We start from the raw sequence: 25,207 nt of genomic DNA on the forward strand, positions 1-25,207 counted from the left end.
AGGTTTTTTATCGAAGGGGGTGGAAAAGCGCCCGACTCATTCGATCGAATGGGGCCGGCGGAGGGGGAAAGGCGAAGGGCGCGAAGCTCCCGCATCTGTGAAATGAAAAAGGAGCCGCAAGCGGCTCCCTTCTCGTCGTCGGCGGGTGCGTCCGCCGGGCGTCAGGCCGGCTGCTTGCCGTCCATCAGCGCCACGAAGCGGTCGAACAGATAGTGGCTGTCCTGCGGGCCGGGAGAGGCTTCCGGGTGGTACTGCACCGAGAAGACCGGCTTGTTCTTCAGCCGGATGCCTTCGTTGGTGCCGTCAAACAGGCTGACGTGGGTCACCTCGGCGTCGGCGGGCAGGGTCTCCTCCATCACCACGAAGCCGTGGTTCTGGCTGGTGATCTCCACCCGGCCGGAGGCCAGGTCCTTCACGGGATGGTTGGCGCCGCGGTGGCCCAGCGGCATCTTCTTCGTCTTGGCGCCGAGCGCCAGCGACAGCATCTGGTGGCCCAGGCAGATGCCGAACATCGGCAGGCCGGTGTCCAGAAGGCCCTTGATCGTCGGCACGGCGTATTCGCCGGTGGCCGCGGGGTCGCCGGGGCCGTTCGACAGGAAGACGCCGTCCGGCTTGTGGCGCATCACCTCTTCCACCGTGGCGGTGCCCGGAACCACGGTCACCTTGCAGCCGGCCGCCGCGAGGCAGCGCAGGATGTTGCGCTTGGCGCCGAAATCGATCGCCACGACGTGGAAGCGCGGGCTCTCCTGCGTGGCGTAACCGGCGCCGAGCGTCCAGGCGCCCTCATCCCAGCCGTAGGTCTGGCGGCAGGAGACGTCCTTGGCGAGGTCCATGCCCTCCAGCCCCGGCCAGCCCTTGGCCTTGGCGACCAGCGCGTCGAGGTCGAACTTGCCGTCCGGCGCGTGGGCGACGACGCCGTTCGGGGCGCCCAGGTCGCGGATGCGGCGGGTCAGGCGGCGGGTGTCCACCCCGGCCAGACCGACCAGCCCGTAGCTCTTCAGCCAGTCGTCGAGGTGGCGGGTGGCGCGCCAGTTCGACGGGTCGGTGACGTCGGCGCGCAGGATCAGGCCGCGCGCGGCGGGGGTCACCGTCTCGATGTCTTCCGGATTGGCGCCGGTGTTGCCGATGTGGGGGAAGGTGAAGGTGATGATCTGCCCGGCGTAGCTGGGGTCGGTCAGGATTTCCTGATAGCCGGTCATCGAGGTGTTGAAGCACACCTCGCCCACCGAATCCCCCACCGCACCGATGCCTCGGCCCTTGAAGACGGTGCCATCGGCCAGAACCAGGACACCGGTGTAAGCGCCGGCATCGCCCGCCGGGAGAGTCGATTGAGCCATCCTTCAGACCTTATCAAGAGCCGCCGCGGGCCACATATTCCTGCTTTGCGGAGCGTCGGCGCCGCGTCCCGCCCCGCTGGGCGCACGCGTCGTCGTCGGTCCGCGCCCCGCCATCCCGGTTCCTTGCGGTTCGGGTGTCTGAGCCTGGATCGATTAGTCGGGACGGGTGAGCCGGTCAACCGTATATGACGATTGGTACCCCGATTTCCAGCGGCGCGTTTGCATATTCGCCGTGCTTCACCGGTGGGGCTTGGCCGTTGGAGGGGCGGTGGAATGCGCTGGCGGGGGGTGGGAGGCGGCCCTTCGGAATTGACGTGGCAATCCGGCGCAAATTTAGGAATATTGCCGGTTCGCGCCGCGTCTCCCGCGCCATCCCACGGATGGGGACGGTGCGGATGCTGCCGAGCGGCCGTTATCGTTTCGACGTGACGAACACACCTGACGAACACGAAGGACACACGCAATGCTGCGCACGCGCCTGAACGAGGCTTTGAAGCAGGCGATGCTCGCCAAGAACCAGCGCGCCGTCTCGACCGTGCGCCTGATCCTGGCCGCGCTGAAGGACCGGGACATCGCGGCGCGCTCGCGCGGCGTCACCGACGGCATCGACGAGGCCGAGATCCTCTCCATGCTGCAGACGATGATCAAGCAGCGCGGCGAGTCGATCAAGCTGTACGAGCAGGGCGGCCGCCTGGAACTGGCCGAGCAGGAGCGCGAGGAGATCACCGTCATCGAGGGCTTCCTGCCCAAGCAGATGTCGGAGGAGGAGGTGGCCGCCGCCGTCAAGACGGTGGTGGACGAGATCGGCGCCACCTGCATCAAGGACATGGGCAAGGTGATGGCGGAGCTGAAGGCCCGCTACGCCGGGCAGATGGACTTCGCCAAGGTCAGCGGCACCGTGAAGCAGCAGTTGTCGGCCTGCTGAACGTGCGGTTTCCGATCTAGCACGGGTGCCATCCGCCCATGGCCTTCCCGCCCCAATTCCTGGAAGAACTCCGCACCCGTCTCGCCCTGTCGGACGTGGTGGGCAAGCGCCTGCGCCTGATCCGCGCCGGCCGCGAGTACAAGGCGCCGTGCCCCTTCCACAACGAGAAGTCGCCCTCCTTCTACGTCAACGACCAGAAGGGCTTCTTCCATTGCTTCGGCTGCGGGGCGCACGGCGACATCATCGGCTTCGTCATGCGCCACGACAACCTCGCCTTCCCGGAGGCGGTGGAGGCGCTGGCCGGCGAGGCGGGATTGCCGGTCCCCCGCGCCACCGAGGAGGACAAGCAGCGCTACGAGCGGCGCAAGACGCTGCACGATCTGGTGGAGCAGGCCGCCCGCTGGTTCGAGCAGCAGCTCTACGCCCCGGCGGGCCGCGCCGGGCTGGAGTATTTCCAGCGCCGCGGGCTGGACACCGACGGCATGGCGCGCTTCCGCCTGGGCTTCGCCCCCGGCGATTCCGGCGCGTTGCGCAGCCAGCTGCTGAAGCAGGGCTTCTCGGAAGAGGACATGGTGACGGCCGGCCTGCTGAAGCGGCCGGAGGATGGGCGCACGCCCTACAGCTTCTTCCGCAACCGGGTGATCTTCCCGGTGACCGACCGGCGCGGCCGGGTGGTCGCCTTCGGCGGGCGCATCCTGGAAGGCGACGGCCCGAAATACGTCAACACCGCCGACACGCCGCTGTTCCACAAGGGCACGCTGTTGTACGGCCTGTCGCGGGCGCGGCAGGCGGCGGCGGACGGCAAGCCGGTGATCGTCGCCGAAGGCTACATGGACGTCATCGCGCTGGTCCGCGCCGGCTTCGAGGGCGCGGTGGCGCCGCTCGGCACCGCCCTGACCGAGACGCAGGTCCAGGAATTGTGGAAGCTGATCCCCGACGCGGAGAAGGTGCCCTTCCTCTGCTTCGACGGCGACAACGCCGGGCGTCGCGCGGCGTGGCGCGCGGTGGAGCGCATCCTGCCGCACCTCGCCCCCGGCCATTCCGCCCGCGTCGCCTTCCTGCCGGAGGGGGAGGACCCCGACAGCCTGATCCGCCTGCACGGTCCCCGCGCCATGCAGGAGGTGCTCGCCGAGGCCATTCCGCTGTCCGAGGCGGTCTGGCGCATGGAGACCGAGGGCAAGCCCACCGACACCCCCGAATCGAAGGCGGCGGTGAAGGCCGCGCTGGACTCGCGGGTCGGGCAGATCGCCGACCGTGACGTGCAGGTCTTCTACCGCACGGAGATGCGCCGCCGCGTCGACGAGGCCTTCGCCCCGCCGCCGCGCCAGCGCAACGACCGCGGCCCCTGGGTTCCGGGCGGCTCCTGGCAAGGCGGGGGGCAGGGGGGCGGGCGCTTCGGCCAGCAAACGCGCCGGCACACGCCGGGCCTGCCGGGCCTGCGCACCGCGCCGCCGCCGGGCCATCGCCGGCGCAACCCCGGCAATCTCGCCGCCGCGCGGGAGCGCGTTCTGCTGGCGGTGATCATCAATCACCCCGAACTGTTTGACGAGTTGGGTGAATCGCTGGGCATGCTGCCGTTTCCCGACCGGGAATTGGAGGAATTGCGCCAAGCGGTCATTGGATTGCTTGCCGAGCGGCGTGAAAACGACTCGGGACTTGACGCCGCATCGCTTTGTCGCCACTTGTCTTCCGCCGGCTATGATACCATTGTCCGCTCTCTGCTCAGCGAGTCGACCTATGTCCATGCCGGCTTTGCACGCCCGGACGCGTCCTCCTTGGATGCGAAGCGGGGGTGGTGGCCGACATGGCATCACCTGCATCACAGGCAGGTGATGGCCGATTTGAGAGAAGCGGAGGCGGCTTTGGCCCGTGACAACAGCGAGGCGAACTTCGCGCGGGTCGTGGCCCTTCAACAGGAGGTCATCAGGTCCGGAATGGGTATGACGGATGACGAGGATCTCGACGATGCCTAGCGGCCGGCGCCGCCGGGCGTGGTGCGGAAGGGAAGGGCCGGAGGGAATGAGACCTGGAAGGGTCTGGCCGGACAAGGTCCGGAACGGTTCACAACCGGTTTAAGCAGGTGCGGATCGACAGCGGGGGGCCGCTGCGATGCGCGCTATGGGTTTTTATAATGGGGTAATGCGGGGGCATCGATCGCATGGCCACGAAAGCTGCGAACAGCGTTGAAGTTTCCGAAGCCCGGGACGAGGCCGGCGACGGCCCGCTCATGGACGGCATGGGTCTTGCCGTCAAGAAGATGATCGCCCGCGGCAAGGAGCGTGGCTACGTCACCTATGACGAGCTGAACGCTGCCCTGCCGCAGGATACGTCGTCTTCCGAGCAGATCGAAGACACGATGGCGATGCTCTCCGAGATGGGCATCAACATCGTCGAATCGGAAGAGCAGGACTCGGAAGGCAACGCCAACGCCGACGGCGAGGGCGAAGGCCGGTCCGCCGGCAATCTGGACGATGACGACATCGGCCGCACCGACGACCCCGTGCGCATGTATCTGCGCGAGATGGGCTCGGTCGAGCTGCTGTCCCGCGAGGGCGAAATCGCCATCGCCAAGCGCATCGAGGCCGGGCGCGAGATGATGATCGGGGCGATCTGCGAATCGCCGCTGACCATCCGCGCCATCCTCGAGTGGCACGACGCCCTCATGGAAGGGAAGATGCTGCTGCGCGACATCATCGACCTGGACGCCACCTACGGCGGCGGCCCGGACGGTGAGGAGATGCCCGAGGGTCTGGCCGAAACGGTGGAAGCCGCTCCGGAGGAGACCGAGGAGGAGCGCCCGCCGCGCCCCGAGGGTGAGAGCGAGGAGGAGGGCGACGAGGACGGCGACAACAGCCTGTCCCTGTCGGCCATGGAAGCCGCGCTGAAGCCGCAGGTCATCGAGACCTTCGAGAAGATCAAGGCCACCTACGACAAGCTGCACAAGCTGCACGAGGGCCGCATCGCGGCCATCCAGCGCGGCGAGGACGTGGCCAAGCAGTCGGACAAGAAGTACGACAAGCTCAAGACCGAGATGGTCGAGCTGATGAACACGGTGCGCCTGAACAACCAGCGCATCGAACAGCTGGTCGAGCAGCTCTACGCCCTGAACCGCAAGCTGACCGGTTTCGAAGGCAAGCTGCTGCGCATGGCGACCGACTGCCGCGTGAAGCGCGAGGACTTCCTCAACCACTATTTCGGGCACGAACTCGACCCGAACTGGCTGGAGCGCATCCGCGGCCTGAACCCCAAGACCTGGGGCAAGTTCTACGACAAGTACGAGGCCGACATCCGCAAGACGCGCGACGGCGTGTCGAGCATCTCGGATGAGGCCAAGCTGCCGATCAGCGAGTTCCGCCGCATCGTCTCCACCGTCCAGAAGGGCGAGAAGGAGGCGAGCCGCGCGAAGAAGGAGATGGTCGAGGCCAACCTGCGCCTCGTGATCTCCATCGCGAAGAAGTACACGAACCGCGGCCTCCAGTTCCTGGACCTGATCCAGGAGGGCAACATCGGCCTGATGAAGGCGGTGGACAAGTTCGAGTACCGGCGCGGCTACAAGTTCTCGACCTACGCGACGTGGTGGATCCGTCAGGCGATCACCCGCTCGATCGCCGACCAGGCGCGGACCATCCGCATCCCGGTCCACATGATCGAGACGATCAACAAGCTGGTCCGCACCAGCCGCCAGATGCTGCACGAGATCGGCCGCGAGCCGACCCCGGAGGAGCTGGCGGAACGCCTGATGATGCCGCTGGAGAAGGTCCGCAAGGTCCTGAAGATCGCCAAGGAGCCGATCTCCCTCGAAACGCCGATCGGCGACGAGGAGGATTCGCATCTCGGCGACTTCATCGAGGACAAGAACGCGGTCCTGCCGCTGGACGCCGCCATCCAGGCGAACCTGCGCGAGACGACGACCCGCGTCCTGGCCTCGCTGACTCCGCGTGAGGAACGTGTTCTGCGCATGCGCTTCGGCATCGGCATGAACACCGACCACACGCTGGAAGAAGTCGGGCAGCAGTTCAACGTGACGCGCGAGCGCATCCGTCAGATCGAGGCGAAGGCCCTGCGCAAGCTGAAGCACCCGTCGCGGTCGCGCAAGCTGCGCAGCTTCCTGGACACCTGAGGGTTCCGTGCGGCGAATGCGCCGCACGGAATGCGGTCGATGGAAAGCGGGGGGCCTTCGGGTCCCCCTTTTCATTTTGGGCGCCTTCATTTTGGCTGCGGCCTTTATCGAACGGGGTTGCATAAGCCCCCGGTTCTGGGCACATTCGGCATCCCTTGGTGGGGGCCTGTAGTTCAGCGGTTAGAACGCGCCGCTCATAACGGTGTTGTCGTCGGTTCGAATCCGGCCGGGCCCACCAAGCTTTCCAACGCGTTGCCGCCGCTGTGAATGGGAAAGCGGCCGGTTGGCGGCCTCACGCGGATCCCAACCGAGCGTTGGCAACGCCGAGAAGCTGTCCGGAAAGCGGGAATCACCCTAGGTTGCTCTGATCGATCACGATGCGCGCGGGGGCTTCTCCATGGCGACGGTGCAGGAAGCGCTGGGGCTTGCGGTCGAGTATCATCTCCAGGGTGCACTGACGGAGGCCAGGGAACTTTACGGACGAATCCTCGCCGTCGAGCCGGACCAGCCCCACGCGCTGCATCTGTTGGGCGTGCTCGACGGGCAGCAGGGCCGCCCGGTGGAGGCGGTGGCGCGGATTCGTCGCGCCATCGCCAGTGCCCCGGACATCGCCGACTTCCACGTCAACTTCGGCAAGCTGGTCCTGGGGATGGGCCGGACGGACGAGGCGGCGGCGCTCCACCGCCGCGCGCTGACGCTGCGCCCCGGCCACCCGGACGCGCTGGCCGCTCTGGCGCCGCTGCTGGCCGAAGGGCCTCCGACCGACGAGGCCGTGTCGGTGTTCCGGCAAGTGCTGCACTTGAGGCCCGAGGACGGCGGCCTGTGCTTCTCCCTCGCGCGGATGCTGCGGGCGCGGGGGGAGGAGCGGGAAGCGGCGGAGGCCTATCGCCGTCTCATCACGCTCGACCCGGGTCATGGCGCGGCCTGCAACAATCTTGGCAACCTCCTGCGCGCCGGCGGTGCCGTGGCGCAGGCGGCGGTTTCCTTCCGCTGCGCCGCGCGGCTCTCGCCCGGCTCGGCGATGGTGCTGGTCAATCTCGGCGCGGCGCTCGCCGATCTCGGGCGCACCGAGGCGGCGGTGGTGGCGTTCCGTCGGGCGGTCGCCTGCCAGCCCGACAACGGCGACGCCTATTTCGGGCTGGGCAGCGCGTCATCCGGGCCTTGCACACCCGACCGTCTGCGGGTGTTGAACCAGGGGCTGCGCGCCGCCCCGCACCATCCAGGCCTGCTGTACGCCTTGGGTGTGCTCCACGCCGGCCGCGGCGACGACGCTGTCGCCGCCGGCCTTCTGACCCGGGGGGTGGAGGCCGCACCGTGGGACGCCGCGTGCCGGATGGCCTTGTGCGTCGCGCAACTTCGCCACGTCTACGCCGACGACGCGGAACTGGCATCCAGACGGACGGCCTACGCGCACCATCTTGCCGCGCTCGACGGGCTGATCGGCCCCGGTGCTCCGGCCGAGGCGCGGCGGAGCGCCGCGGACCTCGCGGGCTCGCATCTGCCCTTCCTGCTGGCCTATCAGGGCTTGGACAACCGGGCTTTGCAGGAAACCTACGGCGGCATCATGGCCGGGCTGATGGAAACGCGTCTGGGGAGCCTTATCCCGTCCATCCCGGAGACGGCCATCCTGGAGACGGCCATCCCGGAAAAGACCCGCCTGGAAACGCCTGGCGCATCGGCCCGACCCCGGGCGGCCCGGACGCGGTTGCGGGTCGGGATCGTCTCGTCCTACTTCCACGACCATTCGGTATGGCGGGCGATCCTGGCCGGCTGGCTCACCCAGCTCGATCCGGAGCGCTTCACCCTTCTGGGATACCATGTCACCGGCGAGGAGGACGCCTGCACCGCTCTGGCCGCGTCGCGTTGCGCGGTGTTCCGGCGCGGCCTCGGCACCGTCGAACGCTGGGCGGAGACCGTCGTCGCCGACAGGCCCGACGCGCTGCTGTTCCCCGAGGTCGGCATGGAGCCGATGACCTATCGGCTCGCGGCGCTCCGCCTCGCGCCGGTGCAGGCTGTGGCCTGGGGGCACCCCGACACGACGGGGCTTCCCACGCTCGACCATTATCTGTCGGGTGACCTGCTGGAGCCGCCGGATGGAGACGGCTTCTACAGCGAGCGCCTGCACCGGCTTCCCAACCTCGGTTGCTACGTCGAGCCCACGCGGCGGCCCGTCGCGTCGGTCACGCGCGGGCGGTTCGGCCTGTCCGACGGGGCACCGGCTTTTCTGTGCAGCCAAAGCCTGTTCAAGTACCTGCCGCAGCACGATCATGTGTTTCCCGCCATCGCCGCCGCCGTGCCGGGAAGCCGGTTCCTCTTTTTCCGGCACAGCCAATCCACCGTCACCCGCGTCTTTGAAGATCGGCTGGAACGGGCCTTCGCTCTCCAGGGAATCGACAGCCGGGAGCGCTGTGTCTTCGCCGATCCGCTCGACCATGACGCGTATCTTGCGACCCTGCGGGTGATGGACGTCTATCTCGACAGCATCGGCTTTTCCGGATTCAACACGGCCTTGCAGGCGGTGGAGGCGGGGCTTCCGGTGGTTACCCTGCGGGGGGGCTTCATGCGCGGACGGCTTGCCGCCGCCCTGTTGGACCGCCTCGGCATGGCCGATGTGGTCGCCCAAGGTCCGGACGACTTCGTTGCGGATGCCGTTCGCCTGGGGCTCGACCCCGCGGCGCGGGCCATCCGCAGATCCCGCCAGACCGCCGCTCTTCCCGTCGTCTATCGTGATCGGGCGACCATCACCGGACTGGAGCGGTTTCTGGCGGGATAGCCGTGACGGCGGAGGCCGTTCCCTCCGCGGGCGGCCCAAGGTCGCGGCGCAGGCAGACGGCGCTGCCGGGGCAGAGGCCGGCGAACTGCGCGCTGGCGCGGATGTCCGGCGGTGCCTCGCTCCGTTCCGCACGCGTGAAGCCGATGCGTTCGAAGAAGTCGGCGGCGCCGATGGTCAGCAGCCACAGCCGCTCCAGGCCGAGCGCCAGGGCTTCGCGGGAGAGCGCGTCCACGACCGCATGGCCATCGCCCTTGCCGCGGCGGTCCGGCGGCACGACGACCGAGCGGAGGAGGCCGTCGCGCCCATAGACCTCCAAGCCGCCGTAACCCAGGAGCCCATCGGGGTCGTCGACGCGCCAGAAGCGCCGCCCTGCGTCGGCGATGTCCTGGTTCGGCAAGCCCTCCATGGCGAGAAGAGCCGCGAGAGCCGGCAACTCCCGCTTCGTCAGCGGCGTGGCCGTCCGTGGTCCCGTCATGACGGCTTCCTCCCCTTCGGTCCGTTCGCGGCGGGTGCGAACACTTCCCGAAAACAAGAATAACGCCGTCGGATCGCCTGATCCAACCGCGTTCAGCACAGCATCATGGGAGATTTCTAAGGGAAGAGGAGAGTGGCGCGCCCGAAGAGATTCGAACTCCTGACCCCCAGATTCGTAGTCTGGTGCTCTATCCAGCTGAGCTACGGGCGCTTCTCTCTGCCGCGGCGTCGGCGAGGCCGTCGTCTGCGGTGGCGCGGTTTTTAATCGTGGCGTGGCCGGAAGGCAACCAAAATCGTCCGGCTCGTGAAATTTTTCCGGCAAGGGGATGTCAGCCCTTTGACGGACTACAGAATGGCGGCGGTTGGGCTTACCTTGGCGTGGAGAGCGACCAGCCAGAAGGGCATTTGAGAACAGCTATGGGCATGACGTTTCTGAGCCGCGCCGTCATGGGGCCGGTGGGGTTGCTGATGGCGCTTTCCTTGACGGCGGCGACCGGGGCGGCGCAGGCGGCGGACGACCGGTCCGGCGCCGCGGTCCTGGTGTCCGCGGCCATCGGCAACGAGGTCGTCCAGATGGTCGAACTCGGCCCGAAGGTCATCCAGGTGACCGTCAACGACCGGGTCGTCTATGAGGACCGCGAGGGGCGCACCCTGTCCTTCGTGAATGCCTACAACATGGAAGGGCGCTGGCTGGTGCTGCTTCAGGAGAGCGTGGACGGCAAATGCGCCGCGCGCTTCCGCGTCCTCGACCTCGGCGGGGCCAAGCCCTCCGTCTCGCTGCCCTTCGGGACCTGCAGCGACGCGCCGAAGGTGGAGCAGGCCGACCGGACGCTGACCGTTTCGCTGCCGGCGTCCGATGGAAAGAGCACGGCGGCCTGGAACTACCGGGACGGGATGCTCGTTCGCATGCGCTGAACGGAAAGGGAGCCGCGAGGACCGTGGGACATCTGAACCTCTGGCACGTCAACAAGGCGATCTCGCTTCTCGGCAGCACGTCCTTCGTGCTGCCGGTGGCGGGCATCCTGATCGTGATGCTGTGGCGCCGCCATTCGGCGGTCTCGGCGGCACGGTGGCTGGCCGTGCTGGCCATGCTGATGGGCTCGGTGGCGCTTCTGAAGATCCTGGGGCACGCCTGCGGCATCCGCCTGTTCGACGACCGGCTGACCAGCCCCAGCGGCCACGCTGCCCTCGCCGCCGCCGTCTATGGGGCGGTCGGGGTGATGGCGGCGCGCTCGCTGGACGGCTGGCGGCGCGGCGTGGTGGTCCTCGGCGCGCTTGGCCTGGTGGTGGGCGTGGCGGCCTCGCGCATCCTGCTGCGTTACCATTCGGTGACGGAGGTGGTGGTCGGCCTCGTCCTCGGCGGGCTGGCGGTGGCGGCCTTCGCGCAGAGCTTCAACCGGCTGACCCCGTCCCGCCTGAACCTCAGCCCGCTGGTCCTGGCCCTGGTCGTGCTGTTCGGCGTCGCCACCTACGCGCTCGGCGATCGCACCAACGCGGAGCCGATGCTGAAGCATTTCGCCTATCTGCTGCGTGAGGAATCCCCGGTCTGCGGCCCGATGCCGCCGCTGAACAGTTTCCTGGAACGGCTGTAGCGGGTGTTTTCCTTGTTGGATGCGGCCGTGATCCATGGCTGGACTTCCCGGGACTTGGCAATCGGAATGTTTGCCTTGGGGAGTCGGTTGAGGGTTGAGAGCGGGCTTGCGACGGGGCATGGTGTGGGCTTATACCGACGCCCCCGTTCCTGACCCGTTCTGTTTTTCCGGTATCCTTTCCAGCCCATGTCGCTGTTCGGCTCCCTTCCACGCGCCGCTGCCACCGCCAGCGCGACAGTCTCCTTTTCGCAGGAGGATCTGGCGCGCGTCTTCGATGCGAAGACGCTGCAGCGCGGGCGCACGCTCATCCTGACCGGGGCGGTGACGCTGCTGGAGGCGGAGGGCCGGATCGCCGCCACGGTGGCCGACCTCGGCCGGACGCTGTCGGTGACCGTCGTCCCGGTGCGCGGGCGCAGCCGGGTGGTCTTCGACAAGAGCTGCACCTGCGGGCGCAACACCTGCGCGCACATGGCCGCGGCGGCGCTGATGACGCTGGACGCCCGTCCGGAGGGGCGGCAGATGTCCCTGTTCGACGCACCGCCGGCCGTGTCACAACCCGCGCTCCAGGCGGTTCCCGACCCGGTCTCCGCGCCGTCGCCGATTGTTGAACCGGCGTCCCCGCCGCCCTCACCGCCGCCTCCGCCCGATCCAGTGCTCAGCGTCCGCTGGACCCTGGAGCCGGGGAAGGACGACGCCGCTATGTTCGTCTCCGCCGTCATCGCGGTGGAAGGAGCGGGGGAGGGCGACGACGTCTCCACCCCGGCCAGCCCGCGCGACGTGCTGGCCCGCGCGCCGCGCAGCCTGGACGGCGACGTGGACCGCGCCATCGCCCGGATGCTCGGCGGCGGCGGGGTGGTGCGCACGCCGGTCGCCAAGAGCCGCGGCGACGTGGTGGACCGCATCCTGCGCCGGCTGCTCGGCTGCGGGCGGCTGCGCTGGCGCGGCGGCACGGTGCTGGCGGAAGGGGCGGGGATGACCATCCGCGCCTTCCGCGACCCGGCGACGCGCAAGCTGCGCCCGACCGGCCTGCCGCCCGGCGCCGCGCTGATCAAGGGGCTGGGCTACTGGTGCGTCGATCCGAAGGCCGGCACCGTCTGTCCCGTCGAGTTGCAGGTCGTCGAGGTGCCGAAGCCCAAGGCCGCGGTCGCTCCGCCCCCCGCCAAGGCGGCTGCCGCGAAGGCGGCGCCCCTGAAGGCATCCGCCCGGACCGTACCGGCGCGATCAGCGCCCGAGCGCCCGGACTTCCCGGCGGCCTCCGCCTTCGCCGCGGGCATGCCCGGCGGCGTGCGCATGGGCTCCGACCCCGCCGCGACCATCGTCGAGCGCGACCCCCGCGTCGTCGCCCGGCTGGGCCGGGTGGTGTCGCCGGACGGCGGTCTGGTGGACGTGCTGCGGCTGGCCTTCGACTATGGCGAGGACGACTCGCCCTCGGAGATCGAGCCCGACGACCAGCGCCAGTTCGCCCGCGTCGAGGAGCCCGCCGGGGCGGTCTTCGTCCGCCGCGACAAGGCGCTGGAGCAGGGCGCGCTGGACCGTCTGGCGGCCTTCGGCTTCGCCCAGGCGCGGATCGAGCCGCCCAAGGGCCAGTTGAACGCCCGCGGCACCCGCGTCCACTGGCTGACCGGCAAGGACGCCGACGAGCGCTGGTCGGCCTTCCTGACCACCGAGGTGCCGGCCCTGCGCAAGGACGGCTGGAGCGTCGAGATCGGCGCCGACTTCGGCACCCGCGTCGTCGAGGCCAACGAGGAGGTGGCGGTCGCCGTGCGCGACTCCGGCGACGGCTGGTTCGACCTCGACGTCGGCGTGGAGATCGACGGGGAGCGCCGTGCCCTGCTGCCCATCCTGGCGACCCTGATCGAGCGCGGCGGCATGGAGGCGACCCGCGTCATCGACGGGCGCGCCCATCTGGTGCTGGACGACGGCAACGTGCTGGCCCTGCCGGCGGAGCGGGTCGAGCGGCTGCTGAGCGTCCTGGAATCCATGCTGGACAGCGGGCGGCGGTTGGACGACACGCTGAAGGTGCCGCTGACCGAGGCCGACGGCCTTCTGGACATCGACGACCTGATCGCCCGCCGCACCGAGGACACCGGCCAGATCGACCGCTACCTGCGCACCATCCAGGAGCAGGAGATGCCGGCGGAGATGGACCCGCCGCCGGGCTTCCAGGGCACGCTGCGCGACTACCAGCGCGTCGGTCTGGCCTGGATGCAGGGGCTGCGCGCCAACCGGGTGGCCGGCATCCTGGCCGACGACATGGGCCTGGGCAAGACCGCCCAGACGCTGGCCCACATCGCCATGGAGGAGAAGGAGGGGCGGCTGACCGACCCCTGCCTCGTCGTCGTGCCGACCAGCCTCGTTCCCAACTGGGTGGCCGAGGCGCAGCGCTTCACGCCGCACCTGCGGGTGGTCGTCCTGCACGGTCTGGACCGGCACGAGAAGCTGGGCGACCTCGACCGCGCTCACATCGTGGTGACCACCTACGGCGTGGTCGGCCGCGACGTCGAGGTGCTGAAGCGCCGGGACTGGCACATGCTGATCCTCGACGAGGCGCAGGCCATCAAGAATCCCGACAGCAAGGCGACCCGCGCCGTCTGCGCGCTCAACGCGCGCAACCGGCTCTGCCTGTCCGGCACGCCGGTGGAGAACAATCTCGGCGAGCTGTGGAGCCAGTTCGCCTTCCTGATGCCCGGCCTGCTCGGCGACCGCAAGGAGTTCGGGCGCCGCTACCGCACACCCATCGAGAAGCGCGCCGACGGCACCCGCGCCAAGCAGCTGATGCGCCGCATCCGCCCCTTCCTGCTGCGCCGCACCAAAGAGGCCGTGGCGAAGGAGCTGCCGCCGAAGACCGAGGTGGTGGTGCGCATCGATCTGGAGCCGGCGCAGCGCGACCTCTACGAGACCATCCGCCTGTCGGTGAACGAGACGGTGCGGGCGGCGCTGGCGGTCAGCGGCGTGTCGCGCAACGCCATCACCATCATCGACGCGCTCCTGAAGCTGCGTCAGGTCTGCTGCGACCCGCGTCTGGTCAAGATCCCCGCCGCCGGCAAGGTGAAGGAGACCGCCAAGCTCGACGCGCTGACCGACATGGTGCTGGAGATGGTGCCGGAAGGCCGGCGCATCCTGATCTTCTCGCAGTTCACCACCATGCTCGACCTCATCAAGCTGCGGCTGGAGGAGGCGAAGATCGGCTATGTCGAGCTGACCGGGCGCACGCTGGACCGCGCGGAGCCGGTGAACCGCTTCCAGGCCCGCGAGGTTCCGGTCTTCCTTATCAGCCTGAAGGCGGGCGGGCGCGGCCTGAACCTGACGGCGGCGGACACGGTGATCCACTACGATCCGTGGTGGAACCCGGCGGCCGAGGACCAGGCGACCGACCGTGCCTACCGAATCGGGCAGGACAAGCCGGTCTTCGTCTACAAGCTGATCGCCGCCGACACGGTGGAGGAGCGCATCCTCGACTTGCAACGGCGCAAAGGCAACCTGTCCGACGCAACCATCGAGGGCACCGGTCTCATCAGTGCACTTGAAGGCGGGGACATCGACTATCTGCTGGGTAAGGCGGCGGACTGACCAAACCCTCGGGATTACCGCCCTTCCCGGTCTGGCCTTCGCCCGCCCGTGGCATAGATCCTTGATGACGAAAGCACTGCGTTCGTTTCCCTTGCAACGGGGAGGGCCATGGCATCGACGAAGCGGGACACCGCACCCGATCCGGAACGGCTCATCGGCGCGTGGCGCGACGCCGCCGCGGACGCCCGCCGTTGGCGTGACGATCCGGACCGCGTGGCCGCCCTGAGGGCGGCACGCACCCGGCTGCACCAGCCACCACCACCACCGCCGCGCCCGCCCCAGCGGGTGCTGGCCGACGAGTTGCGCGCCGCCCGTGCCGCCTGGGAAGAGGGGCAGGGGCTGGACAGCAGCGCCCGCGCCTTGGCCTACGCCAATCTGAAGCGCTGGGAGCCGGGTCTGTTCGGGTACAGCGAGACGCAGCGGTCCACCGCCGGCAAGATCGCCGCATCGGAAGCCGCGGAGTCGCGACGCGACGAGCAGGAGCGGGCGGAGGCCCAGGCCCTGCTTCGTGCCTTTCGCCGCGTCCAGGAGCGCGCCCGCGACACCGCCCGCGCCGTGCAGGCCGACCCTCGCGCCCGCGCCATGGCGGCGGATGAGGGGCTGATGCTTCCGGAGGGCGGCCGGTCCGGCGGTGTGACGGCCCCGTGAGGCGCCGCCTCAAGGCCAACGATGAGCAGGCGTCCTTCGCGCTGTCGCCCCCAGGTTCGTCCGCCTCGGCTTTGCCGGACGAGAAGCTGCTGGAGATCCACCGCCGGCTCTGTCTGATCTTCGGTTGTCCGATCGCCTATTTCCGCGCGCTCGACCCGCTCAGCGAGCTGGTGTCCTCGCTGCTGTCGCACCGCACGCGCAACGCGGCGTCCGGTGCGGCCTTCCGCGCCTTGCGGACGCGCTGGGGGGAGGATTGGGCGGCCGTCCGCGACGCCGATCCGGCGGAGGTGGAAGCGGTCATCGCCGGGGTGACGTGGCCGGAGCAGAAGGCGCCGCGCATCCAGGCGATCCTCCGGCGGATCACCGAGCTGCGCGGCGAGCTTTCCCTGGATTTCCTGACGGAGATGACGGTGCCGGAGGCCCGGGCCTGGCTGCAGGGGCTTCCCGGCGTCGGCCCGAAGACCAGCGCCGCGGTGATGAGCTTCAGCAGCCTGCGCCGTCCCGCTCTGCCGGTGGACAGTCACCACCACCGCGTCGCCGTGCGCACAGGGCTGATCCCGCCCAGCGTGGCGGTCGGTCCGTCGCACACCGTCCTGGAGGCACGTCTTCCCCCGGAGTGGACGGCCCAGCAGATCTACGACCATCACGAGGTGATGATGCTGCACGGGCAGCGGGTCTGCTTCTACCGCAACCCGGCCTGTGAGCGGTGTGTCCTGCTGGAACTGTGCCCGGAGGGGCAGGGGCGGATGGCGGGTGGGCCACCGCCCCAGGATAGCCGGGGATAAGGAGTCAGGGGGCCTCGCCTGCCTTCCCCTTGTAGTTTTCGGCCTGACGGCGGTCGTCTTGCAGTTCGCGCGCCATCTCCTGATCGATCTTCGGGTCGATGGATTTCGCTTCGTCCGCCAAGCTCTTGGCCTTGCGCGTATCGCCCTGGGCCGCCGTCTCTATAGCCTCTTCAGCGAGATCGTGGGCTTTGCGGTGCTCGGGACTCTGTTCATGCTTGCCGGTCATGAATGTCTCCTTGCCGAATGATCGTCAATTGATGAGGGAGGGCGGGCGGCGCATGCCCGGCAGGGGGGAGGGGTTGCTGCGCTGCGAGCGTTCTCCCGTCGCGGCCTGCTCGGCGGCGTCGAGCATGGCTTCGGCCTGCTTCTGCACGGCGGCGGCGCGGGCCTGGTCCATGGGGTCGCTGCTTTCCTTCCAGACATAGCCGGCGGCCTGCTCGGCGAGGTCGAGGGTTTCGACCACCTCGTCCATCGTTTCCTCCAGCGCGGTCACATCGACCTTTTTGCCGGTCATTTCGTCGTCTCCCGTCGTTGCGGTTGGTGATGCCAACAGGAGCGGGACGGCGGCCGTTCCCAATTTGGTAATCCGGGCAGTCACCCGTAAAAAATTCGACGCGGGCGCGGGAATAGTTTTTTGCAGCGCACGTTCGTCTGTGTGTCCGGTGGCGCCCGCCACCCATCCTACCCAGGCTTGCGAAATCCCCACATGAGCAACCCGAAGCGTTCGATCCGGTCTGCGGCCTTGGCCGCGGCGATGCTCGCCGTGACTGCCGGCCACGCGTCCTTCTGGTCCTGGCGCAACGCGCCCACTCCTGTGGACGCCGTGCCGGGTCGCATCGAATCCGTCTCCTACTCCCCGTCGGGCCGCAGCTACGACCCGAACCACCAGCCGGTGGTCGATGCGGTGGAACTGGACCGCGACATGACCGCCATCGCCGGCTTCGCCGACGGTGTGCGCACCTATTCCACGCTGGGCTCCCAGGGCGACGTGCCGGCCATCGCGGCCAAGCATGGCCTGGACGTCACGCTGGGCGTCTGGCTGAGCGACGACAAGGCCCGCAACGAGCGCGAGGTCGCCCGCGCCATCGTGCTGTCCCGCACCGTGCGCGGCATCGAGCGCGTCGTGGTCGGCAACGAGACGCTGCTGCGCGCCGAGCTGACCGACGCGGAGCTGGCCTCCTACATCCGCCGCGTCCGCGCCGGCGTGCCGAAGCACATCAAGGTCGGCACCGCCGACGTGTGGTCGGAGATCGTCAAGGCGAAGGAGACCATCGCGGCCTCGGACTACATGGGCGTCCACGTCCTGCCCTACTGGGAAGGCGTGCCCGTGGAGAACGCTCTGACCTGGATCCGCGACCGGCTGGACACCGTGCGCAAGGCGCATCCGGGCAAGCCGCTGTTCGTGGGCGAGGTGGGCTGGCCGTCGGGCGGCGAGAACTTCCACGACGCCTATCCGACGCCGCAGGCCCAGGCCTTCGTCGTCCGCAACTTCGCCGCCGAGGCGGGGATGCTCGGCATCGACTACAACGTGGTCGAGGCGTTCGACGGCGTGTGGAAGTCCAGCATCGAAGGCTCGCCCGGCCCGACCTGGGGCGTGCTCGACGCCGACCGCGCGCCGAAATGGCCGCTGGCCGGCGACGTCCCGGCCCCCTGGGGCGACCGTGCGGGCGCCGCCGTGGCGCTGGCCCTCGGCCTCGCCCTGTCGGCCTTCGCCGCCTTCCGCCGCCGCACCAACATGACCTACGCGCTGGCCGCGTCGGTGGGCGCCAACATCGTCGGCTTCGGCGTCGGGTCCGCCGTCGCCGGCGCCTACGCCGAATACTTCACCTTCGGCGCCGCGACCACCTGGGGCTCCGCCTTCCTGCTGGGCGCGCTGATGATGTCGGTGGCCTTCGCCGACCTGACCGAGGTGGCCCGCCGCCTGTTCACCGGCCGCGCCCCGGCCCTGCTGCCGCGGGTTCCCGCGGTGCCGGAGCACAAGCCGATGGTGTCGGTGCACATCGCCGCCTGCCGCGAGCAGCCGGACGTGCTGGCCGCCACGCTGACCTCGCTGGCCCGCGTCGACTACCCGGACTACGAGGTCGTCGTCCTCATCAACAACACCGAGGACGAGGCGCTGGTCCGCCCGGTCGAGGAGCTGTGCGCGGAGCTGGGTCCGAAGTTCAAGTTCCACTGGTACAAGAAGATCAGCGGCTTCAAGGCCGGCGCGCTGAACGCCGCGCTGCGCCACACCGACCCGCGGGCCGAGATCGTCGCCGTGCTCGACGCCGACTACACGGTCGAGCCGGACTGGCTGAACAAGCTGGCCCCGACCTTCGCCGACCCGCGTGTCGGCATCGTCCAGGCCCCGCAGGAGCACCGCGACGGTCATGAGACGCCGCTGAAGGCCGCCATGACCGCCGAGTACCGCCCCTTCTTCGACGTCGGCATGCAGGAGGGTCTGACCTCCCAGGCCTTCGTCTGCCACGGCACGATGATCATGCTGCGCCGCTCCGCCATGGAGCAGGTCGGCGGCTGGTCGGAAGAGGGCATCTGCGAGGACACCGAGCTGGGCATCCGCATCCTGTCGGCCGGCTACCGCGCCGCCTACACCGACGAGCGGCTGGGCCAGGGCCTCGCCCCCGATAACTTCATGCAGTTCCGCAAGCAGCGCGACCGCTGGGTCTTCGGTTCGACCCAGATCCTGCGCGCCCACTGGCGGAAGTTCCTGCCCGGCGCCACGGAGCTGACGGTCGGCCAGAAGATCGGCTACCTGACCAACTGGGCGCGCTGGTGGTCCGACGCGGTGGGCGTGCTGGCCGCCGGTGCGGCGGTCACCTGGACCTTCGCGTCGCTGGTCCTGCCGCTGCACCTGCCGCCGGTCCAGGCCACCGCCGCGGTGCTGGGTGCCCTGATCCTGCGCGCCGGGTCGAGCCTGCTGGCCTCGCGCTACGCCTCCGGCAACTCGTGGAAGGAGAGCTTCGGGGCCTGCGCCGTGGGCATGGCGCTGTCCACCACGGTGGCGCTGGCTGCGCTCCGCGGCGTGGTCCGCAAGCGCGACGCCTTCCGCGTTACCGCCAAGGGCGGCAAGCGGACCCAGGGCGCCTTCTGCGCCAAGCCGGAAGCTTGGCTGTCGGGCGCACTGCTGGTCTCCGCGGTGACCGCGTGGTTCGCCAACCCGCTGGGCACCCTGTCGCTGGAGCTGTGGGCGATCCTGCTGATGGCAATGGCCGTGCCCAACCTGATGGCCGTGGGCCTCGCGATCGGCGACATGCTGCCCGCCGGCACCCCGCGCCCGGCGCCGCTGCCCGCCCCGCAGGGCGTGGCCCAGCCCGCCGCCGCGCAGGTCAAGGCCGCCAACGAGCCGGTCGCCGCGTAACCTTGCAACCTTGAACGGAGAAAGCCCCCTTGCCGCCGGCAAGGGGGCTTTTCTTTGTCGAGGGCTCAGCGCTTGCCTTTCTTGCCCTGGATGCTGGTGATTTGCTGGGAGGCGACGTTGCCCTGGCCCATGGCGGCGTTGAAGGCGCTGCCGACGTTGTTGAACTGGATGCCGCCGCTGGCCAGGGCCGCGGGCAGATGCGGCAGCGGACCGAAGTTGCTCATCACCGGGTCGAAGAAGCCGTCGGGCGGCGGACCGCCGTTGCCGGTGGTCACGCCCGGCTGGGGCTTTGGCGCCGGAGCCTTGGCCGGCACCGGAGGGGCGGCTTGGACCGGTGCGGGCGCCTGACCGGCGGAGGCCTGCGGGGCAGCCTGCTCTGCGACACCACCACCAGCGACGCCACCACCGCCACCGCCGGCCGACCCGTCCGCACCCTGGATGATGAACTGCTCCGTCACGTTGCTGTCGCCGAAGGACAGGGCCAGCGAGCTGTCGAAGTTGTTCACGATGAAGGGCGCGTCGATGAAGGTGAAGGACGGCACGATGGGTTCCGGCGGCGGCTGGCGGCTGGCGGCCAGCGCCTGGCCCTTGTTGAAGCCGCCCAGGAAGCCGGCGTCGCCACGGATCTTGGCGATGGCCTGCTGGTGCTTGGCCTGCCGGCTGACGTTGGGGTTGGTCACCGTCGCCCCCGGAGGCGCACCGCGCTGGGCGGCGTTGACGAAGACGGGCTGGCGCGGCAGCAGCGGCGGCATTCCCATGCCCATCCCCATCGACATGCCGACCGCCGCGCCCAGTTGCGGGTTGACGGAGAAACCGCCGGCGTCCTGGGCGGCGGCGGTTCCGCCCAGCAGCGCCAGGGCGGCGAGGCCGGAAAGCAGCGGCGCGAAGCGGCGGGTGCGGACCATGGCGGGGCTCCTCTGTTCGGCGGTGTGCGCTGATCCTAAGGCGGCCGAGCGGGGCGCCGCTGTGAGGCGGGCCACAGGTGCCGTGTTTTGTGCCGCCGGGCTTTACGCCTCTTCCTCAAAAGGGAAGTTCTTGCCGAAGGGATGGTCGGGCATTGGGATGGCCTGCGGGGGCAGCGGCGGCATGGGCATCGGCTTCAGGTCGGGCTGCGACGGGCCGCGGCGGCAGACGGTGTGGCCGTTGACGGTTTCGCAGGTCAGCGCGCCCGGTCCGGTCACGCAGGTGGTCCGGTCGTTGACCGTCTGGCACGACAGCGAGCCCGAGCCGCGGCTGCACACCGTCTTCCCGTTGACCGTTTGGCAGGCGAGATTTTCGGCGGCGGCGGTCTGCGGGGTTCCGGCCAGGACCAGGATGGCGGCGAGCGTACCGAAGACCGGCAGGGCGAAGCGAAGCATGACGGCAGTCCTCCAATGAGGAATCCGGAAACGGGCACCGCCGGGCAAAGGCCGTTTGAAGTGATGCCCGACGGCGCCCTGCGGGGCGGATCACTGGGCCTTAAGACCGAACAGATTCTGTCCGGCGGTGTTGCCGATGCCGGCGCCGACGTTGGTCGTCACCCCGACGTTGGTGTCCAGCAGGCCGCCCTTGCCGAAGCCGAAGGTGACGCCGGTGACGTTCTGTTTGGCCTTGTTGCCGATGCCGGCGGCGACGTTGGTGGCGACGCCGACGTTGGTGTTCACCAGCGACCCGCCGGTGCCCTGCTGCATGGCGAACACGTTTTGCTTGGCCTTGTTGCCGATCCCCGCGGCGAGATTTGTCGCGATGCCGACGTTGGTGCTGGAGAGGGAGGGCGCCGCGGCGAAGGGGCTGCCGAAGCCCGGCTGCATCATCATCGGATTGACCGGCACGCCGCCAGTCTTGAGGTCGTTGGCGAAAGCCGGGGCAGCGAGCAGCGTGGCGGCAGCGGCGACGATCAGGGTCAGGCGGCGCATGGGCGGGGTCTCCTCCGGGGTGTGGGGCGATGTCCGTGGAGGAGAGGGTAGGCGGATGCCGCCCCCGCCGCTGTGGCCTGGGCCACAGTCGGGGGTGATTTGGAGATGTTTGGAAAACTGTGGCCCCTTCCCTAACCTTCCCCTGCGACAGCGGGGGAGGGCCGGGGTGGGGCAAGCCGACGCTCAGCGCGCGTGTTGGTCCAGGAACCGGCGGCAGGAATCGAAGTCCTGGAGCACCGTGTCCGGCAACTCCACACCCTTGTGGTCGGCGAGGCTGCGGGCGAAGGCGACCATCTTGTCCGTCGGTGCCTTGCGCCGTGCCCCACTCGACGGTGCGGCGGGTGCCGGCGGGGCGGCGTCGGCCACCGGAGCGATCGAGTCGGGGACCTCCGGCGCGGCCTTCCCCTTGCGGCTGCGGCGGGGCTTCTTCGGCGCTTCGCCGTCCATCCCGACCGCGGCGACCGCCGCCTTGCGCGTGCGCGTGCGCGGCGCTGCACCGGCAGCGCGCGGGCTGGTCGAGCGTCGCCGCCCGACGCCCCGCCCAGCGCGGATCGGACCGCCGCGGACGCCGAGATCCACCGCCGGCCCCCGGTTGCCGACCAGCACCCCGATCAGACGCCCGGCCTCGTCGGCGATGCCGTCGATGACGCTGCGGAAATCGGCGCGTCCGACCACCACCTCGTCCAGCCGCATTTCCCACAGGGCGGTGGTGCCGGGATCGACCAGGGTGGGGGCGGCGCCGCGCAGCGTCTCGAACAACTGCAGCCCGGCGGGTGTGGGCACCAGCCATTTGCCGTCGGCTCCCAGCAGATTCTGCCGCCGCAGGCCCTTGATGATCTCGGCGCGGGTGGCCGGGGTGCCGATGCCCTTGGCCTCCTTCAGCCGGTCGCGCAGCGCCGGGTCCTCGACGAAGCGCCAGGCGTTCTGCATGGCGTCGACCAGCGTGCCCTCGTTGTAGCGCGGCGGCGCCTGGGTCCGCTTGGCCTCCACCCGTGGCTCGGACAGGCGGGCCGGCTCGCCGTCGGCCAGCGGGGGGAGGGTCTGCTCCTCCTCCTTCTCGTCGGGCTTGCCGTCCGTCTCGGCGGAGCCGAAGGCCGCCTTCCAGCCGAGTTTCAGGGGGATGCGCCCGACCGCGCGGAAGACCACCGGTTTGCCCTCGACGGGAACGTTCATCAGGACGGTGGTCTGCCGGTACTCGTAGTCGGGCATGACGGCGGCGAGGTAGGAGCGGCAGATCAGCGCGTAGAGCCGCTTCTCGTCGTCGGTCAGGCGGTTCAGCCGGCTTTCCAGATCGTCCAGCACGTTGACGTTGGGCACGATGGCGTGGTGCGACACGCCCTCCAGCGCCTTGTCGCAGAAATGACCGGACTTGCCGCGGCGGATCACCGGGCGGGAAATGTCCAGGTGGGCGAAGCCGCGCAGCCGGGTCAGCGCCCCGGTGATCGCCGGAACGTCGGCGATCTGGTTCTCCGACAGGTAGCGCGCCTCGGCGCGCGGGTAGGTGATGAGCTTCTTGCCCTCGCCGTCGTAAAGCTCCTGCGCGACCTCCAGCGTGCGGTCGGCGGTCCAGCCCCAGCGCTGGCCGCAGGTCTTCTGCAGCGCGGGCAGGTCGTAGAGCTTCGGCGGGGCCTGCCGCCGGTCCTCCACCGTCACCGACAGCGGGCCGCCATGGCCATCCGCGGCACGGGCGATGGCCTCGGCGCGGGCGCGGTCCTTGATGCGGTCCTTCGGCGGCGGGGCGTGGCGCATCAGGAAGGAGCCGCCCGCGGCGGTGGCCGTCGCCACGACCTCGAAATAATCCTCCGGCTTGAAGTTGCGGATCTCCAACTCGCGCAGGCAGACGATGGACAGGGTCGGCGTCTTTACCCGCCCGATGCCGATCACGCCCCGCGTCCCCGGCGCCAGCAGCGTCTTCGTCGCCGTGCGGGTCAGGGAGAGGTTGAAGATCTGGTCGGCCTGCTGGCGCGCCACCGCCGCCTCGTAGAGCGGGCGAAGCTCGGTGTTCGGCTTCAGCTTCGCGAAGGCGTCGCGGATCGTCTTGGGGTCCTGGGCGGTGAACAGGGCGCGCTGCACCCGCCCGCGAAAGCCCAGATGCTCCAGGATCTCCTGGCCGATCAGCTGCCCTTCGCGGTCGCAGTCGGTGGCGAGGATGACCTGATCGCAGCCCTTCAGCGCCGCCTTGATCGCCGCCAGCTTCGCCGTTTTGTTACCGCCGCTGTCCGGCCGGGTCGGGTAGAGTCCGTCCGGCTTCAGCAGGGTGGGCGACCAGCGCTTCCAGTCCGGGTTCACCTCGTCCGGTTCGGCCAGCCGCAGCAGGTGTCCCTCGGCCGGCAGGATGCGCCCGTAGCGATCCCCCAGCGCGGCGCGCAGGTCCTTTGCCTGACTGGATTTTTCCGTGATGATGAGCGTGGCCATGGCCGCCATGGTAAGACGAACATGAAAACGTATCAAGAACACTTGAAGGCCATTCGGAGCGGATTCCTGATCGTCGTGCCGCTTCTCGTAGCCGCACTGCCGGCCATGGCGCAGAATCCGCTGCTGCCGGGGATCGGGGAGAAGGACCGGCGGGTGGTGGTGGACGCCAGCCATGCGCCGTGGAACAGCCTCGTCAAGGTGCAGAGCAATCTCGGCGCGCGCTGCACCGGCGTGCTGGTGGCGCCGCGCCGGGTGGTCACCGCCGCCCACTGCCTGCTCAACCGGGCGCAGCGTTTCCTGCCGGCCTCCTCCCTGCACGTCCTGTTCGGCTACGAGCGCGGGGAGTACCGGCAGCACCGCGCCGTCGCCGCGCTGGAGACCGGCGGCCCCTACGACACCAAGCGGCGGCTGGACGGGCTGGTCGGCGACTGGGCGGTGCTGACTCTGGACGGCGACGCGCCGGAGGGGATGCCGCCGCTGCCGCTCGCCCGAGTCCCGCCGGACGCCGGCACGCCGCTGATGCTCGGCGGCTACAGCCAGGACAAGGCGCACCTCGTCACCGCCGACACCGGCTGCGCGGCGCGCGGCATCAACGACACCGACCGTGGGCCGCTGCTGGTCCACGACTGCGACGGGACGCGCGGGGTGAGCGGAGCGGCGCTGCTGGTGCGCACGCCCAGCGGGGATGGGGGCGAGGACGGGGCGGGGGAGGGCTGGGCGGTCGCCGGCATCGCGGTGGCCGCGGTCAGCGGTCCCAATCCCCGCAACATCGCCGTGCCGAGCGCCGCTTTCGTGGCCGCGGTGGAGGGAAATACGCCTTCTTTGCGGTGATGCACGGGCGCGGGGCAGCTTTGAGCGGTGACGCCTCATTTTTTGCTAGGCCCCTGGACGTGAATCGCATAGACGTACGCGCGTTCAAGACCCCGTAACCGGAGCCGTACCGATGTCGATCCAGCGCTTCCATTCCGGACCGCGCATGAGCCAGATGGTCATCCACAAGGACACGGTCTATCTGGCCGGCCAGGTGGCCAACGATCCGACTCCGGACGTGGAGACGCAGACCCGCCAGATCCTGGGCCAGATCGACGCCCTGCTGGCCGAGGGCGGCTCCGACAAGAGCAAGCTGCTGTCCGCCACGATCTATCTGACGGACATGGCCAGCTTCGGCGCGATGAACAAGGCGTGGGAAGCCTGGGTCGATACGGCCAACCCGCCCGCCCGCGCCACGGTGGAAGCGAAGCTCGCCGCGCCGGAGTATCTCGTTGAAATTCAGGTGACCGCGGCCAAATAAGCTGCGTAACGGGGCGACCCGGCT

At 69.5% G+C, this 25,207-nt stretch carries 20 protein-coding genes and 2 tRNA genes; 13 read left to right on the top strand and 9 right to left on the bottom strand.

All coding sequences use genetic code 11. The features are described from left to right. Positions 1 to 161: 161 nt before the first annotated feature. Positions 162 to 1,337, bottom strand: a complete 1,176-nt coding sequence (gene carA, locus H0B54_RS08875) for a glutamine-hydrolyzing carbamoyl-phosphate synthase small subunit (protein ID WP_094302954.1) — start codon at positions 1,335 to 1,337, stop codon at positions 162 to 164. A 463-nt stretch (positions 1,338 to 1,800) separates the two neighbouring features. On the opposite strand from carA, the gene H0B54_RS08880 reads away from it, so the two are divergent. The 5 genes from H0B54_RS08880 to H0B54_RS08900 all read left to right on the top strand — a co-directional run bounded on the left by H0B54_RS08880 (position 1,801) and on the right by H0B54_RS08900 (position 9,155). Next, positions 1,801 to 2,262, top strand: coding sequence for a GatB/YqeY domain-containing protein (locus H0B54_RS08880; RefSeq protein WP_094302953.1), 462 nt, complete (start codon positions 1,801 to 1,803; stop codon positions 2,260 to 2,262). A 38-nt stretch (positions 2,263 to 2,300) separates the two neighbouring features. Then, positions 2,301 to 4,235, top strand: a complete 1,935-nt coding sequence (gene dnaG, locus H0B54_RS08885) for a DNA primase (RefSeq protein ID WP_188259995.1) — start codon at positions 2,301 to 2,303, stop codon at positions 4,233 to 4,235. A gap of 185 nt (positions 4,236 to 4,420) precedes the next feature. Next, positions 4,421 to 6,382 carry an RNA polymerase sigma factor RpoD gene (gene rpoD, locus H0B54_RS08890; protein WP_188259996.1) on the top strand — a complete coding sequence of 654 codons (1,962 nt, stop codon included), beginning with the start codon at positions 4,421 to 4,423 and terminating at the stop codon, positions 6,380 to 6,382. A 162-nt stretch (positions 6,383 to 6,544) separates the two neighbouring features. Then, positions 6,545 to 6,620: transfer RNA gene (locus H0B54_RS08895), tRNA-Ile, on the top strand. 159 nt (positions 6,621 to 6,779) lie between these two features. Beyond that, positions 6,780 to 9,155 (top strand): O-linked N-acetylglucosamine transferase, SPINDLY family protein, encoded by a 2,376-nt coding sequence (locus H0B54_RS08900; protein ID WP_188259997.1) that lies wholly within the window; start codon positions 6,780 to 6,782, stop codon positions 9,153 to 9,155. Here H0B54_RS08900 and arsN2 read toward each other — a convergent pair. Together arsN2 and H0B54_RS08910 are read right to left on the bottom strand one after the other, a co-directional pair. Further along, entirely contained in the window at positions 9,124 to 9,630 is a 507-nt protein-coding gene (gene arsN2, locus H0B54_RS08905; RefSeq protein ID WP_188259998.1) for an arsenic resistance N-acetyltransferase ArsN2, read from the bottom strand. The two genes, H0B54_RS08900 and arsN2, sit on opposite strands and share 32 nt — an antisense overlap. Positions 9,631 to 9,763: 133 nt before the next feature. Further along, positions 9,764 to 9,840 (bottom strand) — tRNA-Arg (locus H0B54_RS08910). A gap of 212 nt (positions 9,841 to 10,052) precedes the next feature. Between H0B54_RS08910 and H0B54_RS08915 the strand changes: the two genes are divergently transcribed. From H0B54_RS08915 to H0B54_RS08935, 5 genes are all read left to right on the top strand, one after another. Next, positions 10,053 to 10,544, top strand: coding sequence for a hypothetical protein (locus H0B54_RS08915; protein ID WP_188259999.1), 492 nt, complete (start codon positions 10,053 to 10,055; stop codon positions 10,542 to 10,544). 23 nt (positions 10,545 to 10,567) lie between these two features. Further along, a complete protein-coding gene (locus H0B54_RS08920; RefSeq protein ID WP_137138938.1) occupies positions 10,568 to 11,221 on the top strand; it encodes a phosphatase PAP2 family protein in 654 nt (217 codons plus the stop codon). A 186-nt stretch (positions 11,222 to 11,407) separates the two neighbouring features. Beyond that, positions 11,408 to 14,791 (top strand): DEAD/DEAH box helicase, encoded by a 3,384-nt coding sequence (locus H0B54_RS08925; protein ID WP_188260000.1) that lies wholly within the window; start codon positions 11,408 to 11,410, stop codon positions 14,789 to 14,791. Positions 14,792 to 14,899: 108 nt separating this feature from the next. Further along, positions 14,900 to 15,439: a hypothetical protein gene (locus H0B54_RS08930; RefSeq protein WP_188260001.1), complete on the top strand. Its 540-nt coding sequence runs from the start codon at positions 14,900 to 14,902 to the stop codon at positions 15,437 to 15,439. Next, complete coding sequence (locus H0B54_RS08935) at positions 15,436 to 16,224, top strand: Fe-S cluster assembly protein HesB (RefSeq protein ID WP_188260002.1); 789 nt, start codon at positions 15,436 to 15,438, stop codon at positions 16,222 to 16,224. The genes H0B54_RS08930 and H0B54_RS08935 overlap by 4 nt, the downstream gene beginning before the upstream one ends. Before the next feature lie 4 nt (positions 16,225 to 16,228). On the opposite strand, the gene H0B54_RS08940 is transcribed toward H0B54_RS08935, so the two are convergent. Further along, on the bottom strand, positions 16,229 to 16,450 hold the full coding sequence (locus H0B54_RS08940) for a hypothetical protein (protein ID WP_188260003.1): 222 nt from the start codon (positions 16,448 to 16,450) through the stop codon (positions 16,229 to 16,231). A gap of 24 nt (positions 16,451 to 16,474) precedes the next feature. After that, positions 16,475 to 16,738 carry a hypothetical protein gene (locus tag H0B54_RS08945; RefSeq protein ID WP_188260004.1) on the bottom strand — a complete coding sequence of 88 codons (264 nt, stop codon included), beginning with the start codon at positions 16,736 to 16,738 and terminating at the stop codon, positions 16,475 to 16,477. A gap of 192 nt (positions 16,739 to 16,930) precedes the next feature. Between H0B54_RS08945 and H0B54_RS08950 the strand changes: the two genes are divergently transcribed. After that, complete coding sequence (locus H0B54_RS08950) at positions 16,931 to 19,582, top strand: glycosyltransferase (RefSeq protein WP_188260005.1); 2,652 nt, start codon at positions 16,931 to 16,933, stop codon at positions 19,580 to 19,582. A gap of 65 nt (positions 19,583 to 19,647) precedes the next feature. Here the strand turns inward: H0B54_RS08950 and H0B54_RS08955 are convergent, their stop codons facing one another. The 4 genes from H0B54_RS08955 to H0B54_RS08970 form a co-directional block, all read right to left on the bottom strand. Continuing rightward, positions 19,648 to 20,487, bottom strand: coding sequence for a hypothetical protein (locus tag H0B54_RS08955; protein WP_188260006.1), 840 nt, complete (start codon positions 20,485 to 20,487; stop codon positions 19,648 to 19,650). Positions 20,488 to 20,589: 102 nt separating this feature from the next. Beyond that, entirely contained in the window at positions 20,590 to 20,940 is a 351-nt protein-coding gene (locus H0B54_RS08960; RefSeq protein WP_094302942.1) for a hypothetical protein, read from the bottom strand. 90 nt (positions 20,941 to 21,030) lie between these two features. Then, positions 21,031 to 21,477, bottom strand: a complete 447-nt coding sequence (locus H0B54_RS08965) for a hypothetical protein (RefSeq protein WP_188260007.1) — start codon at positions 21,475 to 21,477, stop codon at positions 21,031 to 21,033. A gap of 183 nt (positions 21,478 to 21,660) precedes the next feature. Continuing rightward, a complete protein-coding gene (locus tag H0B54_RS08970) occupies positions 21,661 to 23,892 on the bottom strand; it encodes a DNA topoisomerase (RefSeq protein WP_246472414.1) in 2,232 nt (743 codons plus the stop codon). Positions 23,893 to 23,913: 21 nt separating this feature from the next. On the opposite strand from H0B54_RS08970, the gene H0B54_RS08975 reads away from it, so the two are divergent. Beyond that, a complete protein-coding gene (locus tag H0B54_RS08975) occupies positions 23,914 to 24,723 on the top strand; it encodes a trypsin-like serine peptidase (RefSeq protein WP_246472415.1) in 810 nt (269 codons plus the stop codon). 112 nt (positions 24,724 to 24,835) lie between these two features. Continuing rightward, entirely contained in the window at positions 24,836 to 25,183 is a 348-nt protein-coding gene (locus H0B54_RS08980) for a RidA family protein (protein ID WP_094302939.1), read from the top strand. Positions 25,184 to 25,207 lie beyond the last annotated feature (24 nt).

The sequence above is a fragment of the Azospirillum tabaci genome (genome assembly GCF_014596085.1).
Classification (GTDB): domain Bacteria; phylum Pseudomonadota; class Alphaproteobacteria; order Azospirillales; family Azospirillaceae; genus Azospirillum; species Azospirillum tabaci.